This window comes from Caballeronia sp. dw_19 (assembly GCF_018449515.1).
GTDB lineage: Bacteria > Pseudomonadota > Gammaproteobacteria > Burkholderiales > Burkholderiaceae > Caballeronia.
The window spans coordinates 13502-26470 of the sequence record NZ_JAAVUQ010000004.1 but is presented as its reverse complement, the minus strand read 5'-3'; the positions used below and the strand labels follow the sequence as shown (position 1 = coordinate 26470).

Here is a 12969-nt window from a genome sequence, read left to right as displayed (position 1 = left end):
GATGCGTTCGCGTTCCTCGTCGGCACCGGCACTCAATGTCTTATGGGCAGCAACGACGGGTGCACATCGCGACTTATTCATCGCATTCCTTATTAATGTATCCGATACCCCTGTCAGTGCCGTCGCGCTGGAATTGTTGCGCCACGTTGCTCGACGGCATGACGGGTCGTCCATTGGAGTGACCGATAACGATGCGTAATCGTTGGTGCGACAAACGTATGATGTTTTTGCCAGATGACAACACCCGCGCGAAAAATTGCGGATAGAAGCCATCTGGCGACTAGTCAATCAAAGCTGAGAATGACGCAAACGGACAACCGGCGACCTCTCAAGCGGGGCCGACCGGGCGGCGTTGCGCGGCTTGAGCGAACATTTCGCTGAATTGATCGAGCACGGTGAGCTCACCCCGGCCGGCGCGCGTGATGCGATAGAACGAGAACTCGACTGCGGGACGCATCTGATCGACGCGCACCCGATAGTGCTGGCAGATGTGTTCGCAGAACGAGGGCATGACGGCGACGCCGAGCCCCGCATGGGCCATGGCGATCGCCGTCTGCATATGAGCGACCACGATGCGTTTTCCAGAGGTCACTTCTTCCTTGGCAAGCGTCGCCTCGATCAGTCTTTGCAAAGGGTTGTCCTTCGGCAACGTAATCAGCGGCACACCGTCCAGCGCACGCCAGTTACCTTCCGTGGCATGTCCTACCCTGGAGTTATCCAGCGCCGAAACGGCCACCAACTGCACGGGAAACAGCGGAACGCGGTCGATTCCCGAGAGCTGGGAGAAGAAGATGCCAAACGCGGCATCCAGATCGCCTTCCTCCACCATTCGGTGCAACTCTGACGGTGGCCGGTCGACGAGTTCGATCTGCGATTGCGGATGCGCTTGTGCGAAGCGGGCAAGAACAGGCGGCATCAAGCTCGCGGCGATCATCGGCGTGCATCCGAGCAGCAGAGAAGCCTGCTTCTGGCGGCCAAGTTCGTTCAACTCGATGACCGACTTTTCCAGGGTCTCCACGATCTTGACCGCGGTTGGAAAAAACATCCGGCCCGCATCGGTCAGCGCCACCGTGCGCGTGGTCCGCTCGAGCAAGCGGCATTGCAATTGCGTTTCGAGTTCGCGGATGATGGCACTGAGCGCGGCCTGGCTCAGGTGCATGCTCTGCGCGGTCTTGGTGAAGCTGGATGCGTTTGCAACGCCGAGAAAAACCTTGAGCTGCTTGAGGGACAAATTCATCTGAGACGTTTCCTTCGTGTATCGGACGATCCGAGCGTGTGTGAATTCTACTCGTCCCGCCGGCACACGAACCGCTCAGGCGAGGCGCAGCCAATGCGCCTCAGCCCTGATCTCAACTCTTTACTGGCGCATCGCCTTCACGCAAACCCGTAACGCCCTTCTTCATCGCGGTTGAGCGGGCGCTTCGCTGCGACATCTTCCAGCCAGCGCACTATTTCACGGCCATCCCGCGTGCCGGTTGCCGCCATCAAATCGACGAAGCGCTTCGGCCCGTCGTCGAGCGCTGCTTCCAGCGATTCAAAACGCGCGCCCGCATAGGCCGGCGGCGTTGGCACGCGATGTTCGAGCGAACGTTGCGTGCCGGGCTTGAGCAACGGCAAGGTGAGATCGAAGCCGGCCTTCGCGGTCTGCGTGGCGCCGTTGAGCGAAGGATCGAGCGGCATGGCTCGCAGGCCGCTTTGCAACACCAGGTCACGGTCCGCCTGGAAGCGGGTAGCGAGCGCCCAGTCCATTTGTTCGTCGGAGAAGATATCAATATCCGGGTCCACGACGAACACATGCTTCACGTTGGCGAGCGACGCGAACACGGCGGCGATCGCGTTGCGTGCTTCGCCCGGCACACGCTGCTGCATGGCGACGCGCACGTTGAACATGCCGCCGGTCGCGGGTCCGGCATAGACCGCCGTGACTTCGCGCACGGCGGTTTCGAGTGCGCGCCAGACGGTGACTTCGGTTCGCAACGCCGCGAGCTGGGCGGTATCGGTGCGCGCCATGCTGCGGCCACCGATGGTGCAGGTCTGAAATATCGCGTTGCGACGATGCGTGATGGCGGTGAGGTGAAACACCGGATTCGTCTTGATGCCGCCGTAGTAGCCGAGAAATTCGCCGTAGGGGCCTTCGGGGTCTGAATGGCCGCGTTCGTCGAGATAGCCTTCGAGGATGAACTCGGCATCGGCGGGCACGCGCAGGTCGCTGGTCACGCATTTGACGACGCCCATCGGCGCGCCCCGCAGCGCGGCAACGAGTTCCAGTTCATCGGCGGGGATTCGCATGGTGGCGCCAACGTGATCGATCGGATGCGTGCCGACGGCAAATGCGATCGGCAAGCGTTCGCCGCGTTTGGCGTGCGCGATGGCAATGGCGCGCAGGTCCGACGGCGCCACCAGATCGATCCCTGCGGTGCGGCGACCGCGCAGCATCAGGCGCCGCACGCCGACGTTGGTCCATCCGGACTCCGGATCAACGACAAAATCAATCGATGCCGATACATACGGTGCGCCATCGAGATCGTGTTGAAGATGAATGGGCAGCTTGGTGAAATCACATTCATCGCCGGTGAGCACGACTTGTTGAACGGGCGCTTCCTCGCGACTCACTTCCACGAGTTGCCCCTTGGAACGCAAACGCTCGCGCACGACGTCGAGCAACTTGTCCGGCGTGGTGTCGAAGGCCTTGGCGAGGCGCGACCGGCTCGCGGTCACATTGCCGGCGAGCGAGATGCTGTCGCCCGATGGCCGGCTGATCCAGACCGCGCGCGCGTTGCCTTCCATCAGCGCTGCTATGTCGGCTAGTTCCACCGGATTGTCGTGACGCTCGAGTTCGTCCCCATCGAGTGATTCGAGAAAGCGGCGCAGCCCGAACCGTTCCAGATCGGGCGCGCTCGCGCCGGTTGCGGTGTGTGGAATCTCAGCGCGGGGTTTCAATGTCGTAGTCCTTTAGTTCAACTCGGGTTCAACTTTGGTTCAATGTCGAGTACGTGACCCGCCATTCAGAAACGTGCCGATAAAGCCGTGGCGGCCAGATGCGCTGCAAAACCGCTGGCGCTCGCGGCCGGCATTTCCGGCGCCAGATGCAGGAACTGCTTCACGGCGCGCAGCGTGACGGCGCTGCATGTCAAAAGGGTCGCCGTGAGCGCGTCGGCTTCGGCATCCAGTTCACCCGACGCCACCACGTGGCTGATCAACCCCGCTTGCAGCGCTTGCGTTGCGCTCAGCGAGGCGCGGCTAAGCACCATGTGCGCAACCGTTTTCAACGGCACGCGGCCAATCAAGGCGGACATGACGAGCGTCGGCGGAATGTCGCGTTCCATTTCGGGAATCTGGTAGATCGCGTCGTCGGCGCTCAGCGTGAGATCGCACACGCCGGCCAGCGCGCAGCCTACACCAATCGCCCGGCCGCGCACGATGGCCAGCACCGGCACGCGCACGGCCTTGAGTGCATCGTAGAGTTCGAGCGGCGGCGCGGCCACGATCCGCCGCAGCGTTTCGGCGGAGGGCCTGGAGTCGGCAGCGGGCATGGGCGACTCCCTGCCCGTGCAGAAATCAGCGCCACTGCTGCGGATGCGCACGAGCTTCACGGCGTCGTCGAGATGGCTGATAGCGTCTATGATTGCCGTGCTCATGGTGGCGTTGAGCCGGTTGCCGTTGTCCGGACGATCGAGCACGACGTCGAGCACGTCGCCATGGCGCTGGATTGAAACGAGTTCAGATGACATGAGCGCTTCCTTGCTTGCGATGAATGAATTCCCACACCACGACAGGCGTGGCGGGCATGGCGAGTTCGTCGTTGCCGAAGGGTCTAAGGGCATCGGCGAGCGCGTTGAAGATGGTCGCCGTGGCGGGCGTGATGCCGCTCTCGCCGCCACCTTTGACCCGTAGCGGATTACCGCTCGTCGGGTCTTCCGTGAGCTCGACGCGCAGCGGCGGGACGCTGCCGGCGCGCGGCATGCCGTAGTCCATGTATGAACCGGTCAGCACTTGCCCGCTGTCGCGATCGAGATAGCAGCCTTCCGACAACGCCTGGCCAATGCCTTGCGCAAGTCCGCCATGCACCTGGCCTTCGACGATAAGCGGATTGATCGGCTGGCCGACATCGTCGACCGATGTGTAGTTGAGCAACGCGACAATGCCGGTATCCGGGTCCACCTCGAGTTCGCAGATCGCCGCGCCCGTGGGGTGCGCGGGTACACGTCCGTTGAATTCGGCTTCGGCGTAGAGCTTCTTGATCGACGGATCGCCGGGCATGCCGTCGGACGCCACGTGGCCCGCGAGCGCGAAGAGACTCGCTTGCTGACCCGAAGCGGGGTGGCTGAACCTGCCCTCGGCGAAGTCGATGCATTCCGGCGTCGTATGGAAGAGCGCAGCCGCTATACGCTTGCCGTGGGCGACAATCTGCGAGGAGGTATCGACGAGCAACATGCCGCCCAGCCGCATGGTCCGGTCCGAATGACTGCCGCCGCCGATGCTCACGAATGCCGTGTCGCCGGTGCGCAATCGCACGGCCGACATGGGTACGCCGAGATATTGCGCGACCACTTGTGCGAAGGTGGTTTCGTGACCTTGCCCGGTGGATTGCGTGCCTGACACGAGATCCACCATGCCTTCCGGCAAGACCGTCATCTCGATGCGTTCACGCGGCGCGCCCACCGGCGACTCGATGTAATTCGCCATGCCGATTCCCCGTAAGCGCCCATTCGCGCTGGACGCGTCGCGTCGCGCGGGGAAACCGTTCCAGTCGGCGAGTTCGAGCGCGCGTTCCATGTTGCGCATGAAATCGCCGCTGTCATAGGTGAGGCCCATCGGACTCCGATACGGCAGCTTGTCGTGCGTGACAAGATTGCGCCGGCGCAACTCGGCGCGTTCAATGCCTAATTCAAGCGCCGCCAGATCGAGCATGCGCTCGATCACATGCGTGGCTTCAGGCCGGCCGGCGCCGCGATACGGCGCCGTGGGCACCGTATTGGTCAGGACGGCGCTGACATGTACAGCGGCCACGGGCACGTCGTAGACAGTTGTCATGATGCGTGTGCCGTTGGACATCGGCACATAGGAGACGGTGTGTGCGCCGACATTGCCGATCCATTCGTTGTCGATGGCGAGAATGCGTCCCTCCTTCGAGAAGCCGATCGCAGAACGAATGATCTGGTCGCGTCCCTGATAGTCGGACAGAAACGCTTCGCTGCGATCGCTCGTCCATTTGACGGGACGCGCGACGTGACGCGCCGCCCAGACCACCGCAATCTGCTCGACGTAGACAAACGAGCGCGGCCCGAAGCCGCCGCCGGTGTCCGGACACACCACGCGCAAGCTGGCGGGCGGCACGTTGAGCGCGGCCGCAATGCACAGCTTCTGGCGCACCGCGCCCTGACTGCCCGAGATCAGCGTGTACGTTTCGGCAGTTGCGTCGTAGCAGCCGATAGCACTGCGCGGCTCCATCTGGCAGTTGACGAGGCGGCTGTTATGAAACTCGCGCCGCACGACGAGAAATGCTTTAGCGATAATTTTTTGCGCGGCTTCGCGGTCGCCGATCTGGGTCTGGAAGCACAGGTTTCCCGGCGCTCCGTCCCAAAGCTGTGGCGCCTGCGGTTGCATTGCATCGGCGCCGTGCACGACTGCGTCGATCACGTCGTAATCCACGTCGATCAACTCGGTCGCGTTGCGTGCCTGAAGCGGCGTCTCGGCGATGACCATGGCGATTGCCTCGCCGACATAGCGCACCTTGTCGATCGGCAGCGGGATGTGGCGCTGGTTGAAGATCGCGCCCGTGCTGGACGTGAGGAAGGCGGGCTGCGACGAGATCACGGCATCGGCCGGATTGGGGATGTGATCCACGCCTCTAAAGCCCGCGTCCAGATAATCCTGGCCGAGCAGCACGGCGAGAACGCCGGGCGCCTCGACGGCCGCCGTGATGTCGATCGAGCGCAAATGTGCATGGGCATGCGGCGAGCGCAGAAACGCGGCGTGTGCCTGGCCGTCGACGTTGATATCGTCGGTGTAGTTGCCCTGGCCTGTTACGAAGCGCCGGTCTTCCACGCGTGGAATAGGTTTGCCGATCATGACTTGCCGCTCCCCGCTGCTTCGAGTTCCGGGTACATCTCCCGCGCGGCGTGCCGCACCGATTCGATGATGTTCACATAGCCCGTACAGCGGCAGATATTGCCTTCCAGCGCGTGGCAAATATTGGCTTCACTGAGCGAAGGCGGCTTTCGGAGGTAGAAGTCCACCGCCATGATCATGCCGGGTGTGCAGAACCCGCACTGCAACCCGTGACACTGTACGAACGCGTCTTGCACAGGATGAAGCGTCTTGCCCTCCGGCGCGGCGAGCCCCTCGACCGTGACCACGCTGCCGCCGCTCGCCTGCGCCGCGAGGATGGTGCAGGACTTCACCGCGACGCCATCGAGATTGACCGTGCACGCGCCGCACTGGCTCGTGTCGCAGCCAACGTGGGTGCCAGTCAGCCGGCAATTCTGGCGTAGAAACTCGACGAGCAAGGTATGGTCAGGCACCTTGTAGCGAACGTCGGCGCCGTTCACCTGCAGTTGAACTTCGATCATGATTTGTTTGTGTTCCTTGAACGAACGCAGTGAGCCGACCACATGCACCGGCTTATGCACCGCAACGCGTTACTTGACGACGGCTTCACTTATGTTGGCGTTGAACCGCTTGAAGAACTCGGCGGCGAGTTTGTTGGCGACCGACGTCACGAGGCGCGAGCCGATCTGGGCCAGCTTGCCGCCAACTTGCGCGTCGGCAACATAGGTGAGCAGGGTGCCTTCGGCTGCATCCGCGAGCGTGACCGTGGCAGTCATCTTGCCGAAGCCGGCGATCCCGCCTTCGCCGCCGCCGACGATCTTGTAGCCCTCGAGTTCGACTCGTTCCGACAACACCAGCGTGCCCTTGAAGCGCGCCTTGACGGGACCGACCGATGCCACCACGACCGCCGCATATTCGTCGTCGCTGACCGGCGTGAATGCCTCGCATCCGGGTACGCACGCCTGTAAGACGGCGGGGTCGTTCAAGCCTTTCCACACCAGTTCGCGCGGCGCCGCAATAGTCTGCGATCCGGTAAATTCCATGTTCGTCTCCTGATTAGTTTGACTGGACGCCGCGCGGTTGCAAAAGTGCGTGAAGCGCGCGGCGTGTGTAGGTTTTTATAAGGTGCGCACGATACGCGGCAGAGCCGTTCGCATCGTCGGGAAGATTCGACGGATCGACTTCAAGCGCGTCGATGGCCGCATCGGAGCAGTCCGTTTCCAGCGCGCTTTCCGCGTCGGACCAGCGAAATACCGACGCCCCCGCGCCCGTCACTGCAACGCGAATGCCCGTGGGAAACTGCGCGATAAACACGCCGACCACCGCATAACCCGACGCCGGATGCCGGTACTTCGCATACGCTGCACGCTCGGGAACAGGGAACTCGATTGCGGTGATCAGCTCACCTGCGTCGAGCGCGGTATCGAAGGTATCGATAAAGAAGTCATCGGCGGCGATCCGCCTTGCCGATGTCACGACGATCGCGTTGAGCGCGAGCACGGCGCTCGGATAATCGGCCGCCGGATCGTTATTCGCGACGGAGCCGCCCAGCGTGCCGCGATTGCGCACTTGCGGATCGGCGATGATTCCCGCCAATTGCGCCAGCGCCGGTATCGCCTGGCGTACCTCAGGCGATGCAGCGACGTTCGCGTGAGTGGTACTTGCGCCGATGCGCAGCACACCGTTCGCTGTCTGCACGCCGCGCAGTTCCGGCAGCCGCACGAGATCCAGCAGATGCGTCGGCGCGGCAAGGCGCTGCTTCAGCGTGGGAATCAGGGTCATGCCTCCGGACAACGGCCGCGCTTCCTCGTGCTCGCCTAGAAGCGCAATGGCCTCGGTCAGGGATTCCGGCCGGATATAGATAGTCTCGTACATGCTTGTCTCCTGCGGATTGCGGCGCCGGACTATTGACGCGCTGTCCGGTCTTACGCCCGCTTCAAATAAATTTCCAGCGCCGTTGCAAGGGCGACCGGTACTTCGTGCATGGGATAGTGTGCCGCATTCGGCAGGATTTCCATCTCGGCGTTGCGGTACCACGTAAGCCACGTGCTGCGCATCAGCTCAGGAGTCAAAGTCGGATCATGCTCTCCTATGAACACTTTCACCGGTACGGCGTTGCCCGCCACCTCCGCCGACATGTCGCTTGCCGCCCATTGCGGCAGATAACCCGCGAAGGCTTCGGGTCGCGACAGGCGAGCCGATTCCTGTGCGAGGCGGGTGCTCCACGCCGGCGACAAACGCCTGGCCGTAGAAAAGTCGATAATGCCCGCGCGCACGGTGATGTCATCGACCGCGCGTTCGAACCCAGCCAGCCGCGCAGCATCCATTCGTGATCCACATGCAGGCACCGCCGCGATGCCCACCATCCGCTCAATCCGTTCAGGCGCGGCGAGCAGCACTTTCTGCATCGCCATGCCGCCCATCGAATGGCCTAGCAGGCTGAAACGCTGCCAGTCCAGGTGATCGGCCAGTGCGACTACATCGGCGGCCGCTTCAGCGAACGTGTACTCGCCGTCGCGCTCGATGGAACGGCCATAGCCGCGATAGTCGAAGAAAACGTAGGTGAACGCGTCCAGGTCGAGCGCCGGCAGTATCGGCGCCCAGTCGGCGGAACTGCCGAACCAGCCGTTCATCGCGAGCACTTTGCGCGGGCCATCGCCTACTTTCAAAAATCCGTTGAGTGCAGTCATTTTTCGCCTGTATGCAGGGCGTGCGCTGCGACAATGCGGCCGCGGCATTCGCCGAATCCGATCGATACCGCGCCCGGATGGCTGGCACGCGCGGTCAGCGTGATTTCATCGCCGTCTTCGAGTGCAATGCGGGTCTCGCCGCCAGGCAGTTGCAATGGGTCCTTGCCGGCGTTCGTCAGCTCGGTGAGGCAGGCCCGCGAGACATCTTCCGCGCCTGAAATGGTGCCGCTGCCGAGCAGGTCGCCGGTGCGCAGGTTGCAGCCGTTGCTGGTGTGATGCGCGATCATTTGCGCGAACGTCCAGTAGAGGTTGCCCAGATGCGTGAGCGTGATGCGTGCCGGCGCTGTACCCGCTGAGCGCATGCGCGCAGTGCTCAGATACGCTTCCAGTTCAATATCGATACCGCCCGCACGGCGGTCCGCTTCGCCGTCGAGATGCGGCAGCGCGGCGGGGTCGCCGGCCGCGCGCGCCGGTGCCGCAATACGAAACGGCGCAAGCGCCTCTTCTGTCACGATCCACGGCGACACGCTGGAATGAAAGCTCTTACCAAGGAAGGGCCCCAATACCTGTTCGAACCATTGAATGCTTTTCGCGGACCAGTCGTTGAGCAGGCAGTAGCCGAACACGTGGTCGAGGGCGCGCTCGATATTGATCGGTTGTTCGGGATCGTTGCCGCGCCCGATGAGCGCCGCCAGTTCCAGTTCGAAGTCGAGCGCCGGCGCGGGACCGAAGCGCACTTGACCTTCCGCGTCGCGATATTGGCCGTACGGGCGCCGCACATTGCCGCCGCTCACGCGAATCGACGAAGCCCGGCCATGATAGGCGATAGGCAGCGACTTGAACGCAGCCGGCAGCGGATCAGCCAGACCCTTGAAGCGTCCATGCCGCTCGGTGTGATGCAGCGACGTCAGAAAGTCGGTGTAATCGCCGATATCGCATGCGAGCCGCATCTCGACATCGGACATGCGTGGCAGGATGAGGGTTTCAAGCTCGCGCAGACGGCCAGGCAGCGGCGTATCGCGGCTCAGCAGGCCAGACAGCGCGTGGCGCAGCGCCGACGCGTAGCGGGGCTCGAGCGCCATCAGATCGTTGAGCGTGCCGTTCCCCGATGCTGATGCCGCCGTGCAGGCGATCAGCGCATCGCCGTCCACGAGCCGGGCTTCTGCCAGCGCGTGCAGGTCGACAATCTGCTCGCCGATGGCCACGCCCGTGCGCGCGCGGCCATCGCGGGTAAATGCGCCGAAGGGCAGATTCTGAATCGGGAAGTGGCTGCCGGGCGCGTTGGCTGATTCGATCCAGCTGCGGCGCTCGGGATCATGTGTCGGATTCAATGAAATCATGCCGGCCGCTTCTGCAGGTTTGCGGTTTCCTCGGTCCATGCGTCGAGCGTGAGACGGGCGTCGGCTCTAAAGCCCGCCAGTTGCTCCGCGGGCGCAGTCGGTACGGTCAGTTCGAGGCGGATGCCGTTGGGATCGAAGAAATAGATGGACTGTACAAAATGATGATCCGTCGCACCCAGCACCTCTACACCGGCGTCCAGGAGCCGCTTCTTCATGAACTCGAGTTCGTCGAGCGCGCCGAGCCGCAACGCGATGTGGTTGACCCAGGGCGGCGTATTCGACGACGGCAACGCGGCGGTGTTGTCACCGAGATCGAAGAACGCGATGTTCGAACCGTCCGCCATTTCAAAGAAGAGATGCACGTACGGGCAGTATTCGCCGGTGCTCGGCACGTGGTCCAGACGAATGACGTGGACCAGCGGCAGACCGAGCAGGTCTTCGTAAAACTTGCGCGTCTCTTCAGCGTTACGGCAACGCCACGCGAAATGATGCAGGCCTAGAACGGGCGGAAGCTTGGACATTGTTTGTCTCCTTGATGACCGGGAAAGCGGGTTAGATTTCGACCGTGTCCACGTTGTATTCGAACAGCCAGTTGTACCGTTCCTTCACGCGTTCCTCGGTCCATTCCCGATCGACATACGCGGCGGCACCCTCAGCGTCGGCGAGTTGAGGATTATGAAAGCGAGTGGCATTGGCGGCCGATCCGCGCACGACACGTGCTGTTCGCTCCAGGCGCAACTCCGCATAACGCGCAAGCGCCCGTGCAAGATCTGCACCGTAGCGTTCGAGGCATCTTGCAAGCAGGTAGCCATCTTCTATGGCCATGCCCGCGCCTTGCGCGAGGAACGGCAGCGTCGGATGGCACGCGTCGCCGAGCAGCGTCATGTTGCCGGAGGTCCAGTTGTTCATCGGCTCGCGGACCATGAGCGCCCACTTGTAGGGAATATCGATAGCGGAAATCAGCGTGTGAACGTCCTCATGCCATCCTGCGAAGTCGCCGTGACATTCTTCGAGCGTGCCTTGTTCGGACCACGATTCGACTTCCCAGCCGGACTTTTCCACTGCACCGACGAAGTTGATCAGCGTGCTGCCGCGCAACGGATAGTGGATGACGTGGGCACCCGGGCCAACCCAGTTCGCGCCGTAGGGCACGCGCAGATGGTCCGGCAAGCGGCTTGCGTCAATCACGCCGCGCCATGCCATGACGCCGGAGAACACGGGCTCGTCCGGGCCGAACAGCGCGCGCCGCACGGTGGAGTGAACGCCGTCCGCACCGATCAGGAGGTCCGCTTCGTAGATCGCACCGCTCACGGTATGCACGGCCACCTTGCCTGAGCCTGCCTCCTGATGCACCGATGCCACTTTCTCGCCCAGCTTGATGGTGTCCGGGCTCAACGCGGCAACGCCCTCGGCGAGCGCCCGGTGCAGATCTGCGCGATGCAGCGTGAAGTAGGGGTAGCCGTAGATTTCCCGCGACTGCGTGCCAAGGTCGAACAGCCGCCATGTCTGTCCGGTGTTCCAGAGCCTCACCCGCTTGCCGAGGGGTTCGCATGCATCGTGCTCTAGCGTTTCGCCTATGCCGAGCTGATACAAAACCCGCGTTGCATTCGGACTCAATTGAACGCCTGCGCCTATTTCCTTGAGTGCCTGCGCCTGTTCGAGAATCGTGACGTCAAAGCCCTTCTTTAACAACGCGAGCGCAGCCGTCAATCCGCCAATACCCGCTCCAGCAATAATTATTTTCATTCGTCTACCGATTTGTTTATCGTGAAAGTCGGTGTAATCGAGATTATTTATGAATCAATCGATAATTCTGATTAATCGTTCACTCACTCGATGCCTGATTCAGTTACTTTAAAACAACCGTCCGTCGGGATGAAGCAAATTAAACCGAATGAGTTATCACCGAAATTTGATAATCGTGGAATCGGCGTGATTGAATTCGGCATGGCGATGGCGTCCGCGGATAAACCCGGATTACCGGAATGAAAACAAAATGTAATTCGGGATCTGGAAGCCTGGAAGTCCGGGCGCGGCGTTTAAACGCCCCAGCGACGCACGGTATTTGCCTCCAGGCCGAACAGATCGAGCACGCGGCCGAGCGTGTGGTCGACCATATCCTCGATCGATTCCGGGTTCGCATAGAAAGCCGGCACGGGCGGATAAACAATCGCGCCGGCTTCCGTGACCGAGGCCATGCTGCGGATGTGGCCGAGGTGCAAGGGCGTCTCACGTACCATCAGGACGAGCCGCCTGCGCTCCTTGAGCATGACGTCAGCGGCTCGCGGGAGAAGGGCTCCCGTAATGCCCGTCGCGATTTCGGAGAGCGTCTTGACCGAACACGGAGCGACGATCATGCCCATCACCGGATATGATCCGCTCGAAATCGCGGCTCCGATGTCGGCGTTCGTGTATGCGACGCTGGCCATTGCGCGCACGTCGGCCACGCTGTAGTCCGACTCGTGCGCGAGCGTGACCTGCGCCGACCGGCTCATGACGAGATGCGATTCGATTTCCAGTTGTCTTAGCAACTGGAGCAAACGCACGCCGTACACGACGCCTGACGCACCGCTGATACCGACGACCATGCGCCGCGGAGGGATTGTTTTGGATTGCATTACGTTCTCCGATTCCACTGTCAATGCTTTTTCGATCCGCATTCACATTTGCGGCGGATAGTAGCACGCTGGCGCTAAAGCAAAACATGCTTAATCTCTTTAAAACGGTTAATCGGTAAAAACCCTTGTCAAGTAATCGGATTCTTCGATGAATCCATCGATAATTCGTGATTCAAATGCGGATCTGTCTTCGCTACACTCCGAGCTGCGTACAAAACCGCCTTGCCCGAAATTGCAAAGGTCTTGTGCGCTCAGGTTCATCCGACATCA

Annotated in this window: 12 protein-coding genes; all 12 read right to left on the bottom strand. The window is 61.9% G+C overall.

Annotated features, from left to right (window positions below):
• Window positions 1–328 precede the first annotated feature (328 nt).
• Window positions 329–1237, bottom strand: a complete 909-nt coding sequence (locus tag HB376_RS06865; RefSeq protein ID WP_213762682.1) for a LysR family transcriptional regulator — start codon at window positions 1235–1237, stop codon at window positions 329–331.
• A gap of 137 nt (window positions 1238–1374) precedes the next feature.
• Window positions 1375–2940, bottom strand: coding sequence for a UbiD family decarboxylase (locus tag HB376_RS06860; protein WP_213762681.1), 1566 nt, complete (start codon window positions 2938–2940; stop codon window positions 1375–1377).
• Window positions 2941–3005: 65 nt separating this feature from the next.
• Complete coding sequence (locus HB376_RS06855) at window positions 3006–3731, bottom strand: enoyl-CoA hydratase/isomerase family protein (protein ID WP_213762680.1); 726 nt, start codon at window positions 3729–3731, stop codon at window positions 3006–3008.
• Window positions 3721–6072 (bottom strand): xanthine dehydrogenase family protein molybdopterin-binding subunit, encoded by a 2352-nt coding sequence (locus HB376_RS06850; protein ID WP_213762679.1) that lies wholly within the window; start codon window positions 6070–6072, stop codon window positions 3721–3723. The genes HB376_RS06855 and HB376_RS06850 overlap by 11 nt, the downstream gene beginning before the upstream one ends.
• A complete protein-coding gene (locus tag HB376_RS06845) occupies window positions 6069–6572 on the bottom strand; it encodes a (2Fe-2S)-binding protein (RefSeq protein WP_213762678.1) in 504 nt (167 codons plus the stop codon). Before HB376_RS06845 ends, HB376_RS06850 begins: the two co-directional genes overlap by 4 nt.
• Window positions 6573–6641: 69 nt before the next feature.
• Window positions 6642–7094, bottom strand: coding sequence for a carbon monoxide dehydrogenase subunit G (locus tag HB376_RS06840; protein WP_213762677.1), 453 nt, complete (start codon window positions 7092–7094; stop codon window positions 6642–6644).
• Window positions 7095–7107: 13 nt separating this feature from the next.
• Complete coding sequence (locus HB376_RS06835; protein WP_213762676.1) at window positions 7108–7926, bottom strand: xanthine dehydrogenase family protein subunit M; 819 nt, start codon at window positions 7924–7926, stop codon at window positions 7108–7110.
• A 50-nt stretch (window positions 7927–7976) separates the two neighbouring features.
• Complete coding sequence (locus HB376_RS06830; RefSeq protein WP_213762675.1) at window positions 7977–8741, bottom strand: alpha/beta hydrolase; 765 nt, start codon at window positions 8739–8741, stop codon at window positions 7977–7979.
• The gene (gene fahA, locus HB376_RS06825) at window positions 8738–10081 is read right to left on the bottom strand and encodes a fumarylacetoacetase (RefSeq protein ID WP_213762674.1); all 1344 of its coding nucleotides are present in this window, start codon (window positions 10079–10081) and stop codon (window positions 8738–8740) included. The genes HB376_RS06830 and fahA overlap by 4 nt, the downstream gene beginning before the upstream one ends.
• The gene (locus HB376_RS06820; RefSeq protein WP_213762673.1) at window positions 10078–10602 is read right to left on the bottom strand and encodes a VOC family protein; all 525 of its coding nucleotides are present in this window, start codon (window positions 10600–10602) and stop codon (window positions 10078–10080) included. The genes fahA and HB376_RS06820 overlap by 4 nt, the downstream gene beginning before the upstream one ends.
• Window positions 10603–10633: 31 nt before the next feature.
• Entirely contained in the window at window positions 10634–11827 is a 1194-nt protein-coding gene (locus tag HB376_RS06815) for an FAD-dependent monooxygenase (RefSeq protein WP_213762672.1), read from the bottom strand.
• 293 nt (window positions 11828–12120) lie between these two features.
• Complete coding sequence (locus HB376_RS06810) at window positions 12121–12699, bottom strand: UbiX family flavin prenyltransferase (RefSeq protein ID WP_213762671.1); 579 nt, start codon at window positions 12697–12699, stop codon at window positions 12121–12123.
• Window positions 12700–12969 lie beyond the last annotated feature (270 nt).